This window comes from Kitasatospora sp. NPDC047058, from assembly GCF_040643935.1.
Lineage (GTDB): Bacteria > Actinomycetota > Actinomycetes > Streptomycetales > Streptomycetaceae > Kitasatospora.
This window is the reverse complement of the sequence record NZ_JBEYVJ010000918.1, coordinates 1-1,188: the sequence shown is the minus strand read 5'-3', so window position 1 is coordinate 1,188 and position 1,188 is coordinate 1. Positions and strand designations below refer to the sequence as shown.

The window sequence follows — 1,188 nt, the reverse complement described above, 5'->3', positions numbered from 1 at the left end:
CCCCCACCCACCCCCCCCGCCCGCCCGGTCGCTCCGGGCGGGCGGCGCCGTGCGCCCTCTGCGCCCCCTCGTGCTGTCGGCCAAGTCCCCTGTGGTGCCGGTGACTTGGCCGCATGGGGTGGGTTCTAGAATCATGGCGGCTACATCGACCACCACCGGGGAAGGGGGCGGCGGCCATCGTGAATCCCGTAGTGCGACCGTTCCGCGTGGAGGGCAAGGCGATCCAGCTCGCCAAGTACCTTGCGGAGGAGGAGATCGGCGATCTCGTCGGCTGTTCGTGCATCGGCAACGAGGTGACCATAGACCTGTCCGACACCCATGTCCTGATCAGCCTGGTGGACGTGGGCGAGGCGCTGCGGCTGAACTTCCACATGACGCACGACGGTCCGGCGCACGCCCGCTCGTGGAGCCGCCGGCTGCCGGCCGGCGCCGGTCCGGGCGAGATCGCCCGGCGGATCGCCCTGGACATCGAGACCCTCGGCCGCGAACTGGCACCCCTGCGCAACAAGCCCCCGACACCGCCCGTACGGCCGGTGCCCCCGTCGCGGCCGGCGCCGCCGGGACGGCCGACGCCCCCGGCGGCGCGGTGAACGCTGCCGGGGGCATCGGGCTTCAGGGGCCGTACCGGACCGCTACGGGGCTCAACGCCCCTGCAGCGCCTTGACGTTGTTACCGAAGGTCCAGTTCCTGGAGCCGTCCCAGTTCAGCGACCAGGTCATCAGGCCCTTGAGCCGGCTGCCCGCGCCGCTGCCGTACGTGTTCCAGGCCTGCGCCACCTGACTTGTCGTCAGGTAACCGCCGCCTGCGCCCGGCTGGGCGGGCAGGCCGGGGACCTGCTTGTCGTAGGGGACCCTCACGGTGGTGCCCTGGACGGTCAGGCCCCGGTCGAGGCAGTCGGTCTGGGCGGTGAAGCCCTGGACGGTGCCGGCCTGGTAGGAGTCCCCGGAGCAGCCGTACATGCTGCCGTTGTAGTACTGCATGTTGAGCCACCAGAGACGGCCGTTGTCCGCGTACTTCTTGACGACCGGCAGGTAGGCGCCCCAGATGGAGCCGTAGACGATGCTGGCGCCGGTGACGTAGGCGGTCTCGGGGGCGCCGCCCCCGGCCGGGCCCACGCCCCCGCCTGAGCCGACGCGGCCCCGCCACCACGACCACGACCACTACCGCCACCGCCGCTACCGCGCCGAC

The 1,188-nt window shown here is 72.2% G+C and carries 1 protein-coding gene and 1 pseudogene; one reads left to right on the top strand and one right to left on the bottom strand.

Going from position 1 to position 1,188, the window contains the following annotated elements; all coding sequences use genetic code 11:
* Window positions 1–191: 191 nt before the first annotated feature.
* Window positions 192–590: a hypothetical protein gene (locus ABZ885_RS41620; protein ID WP_360200470.1), complete on the top strand. Its 399-nt coding sequence runs from the start codon at window positions 192–194 to the stop codon at window positions 588–590.
* A gap of 51 nt (window positions 591–641) precedes the next feature.
* On the opposite strand, the pseudogene ABZ885_RS41615 reads toward ABZ885_RS41620, so the two are convergent.
* Window positions 642–1,094 (bottom strand): annotated as a pseudogene (locus tag ABZ885_RS41615) (chitinase); the annotation flags it as partial.
* Between the last annotated feature and the right edge of the window lie 94 nt (window positions 1,095–1,188).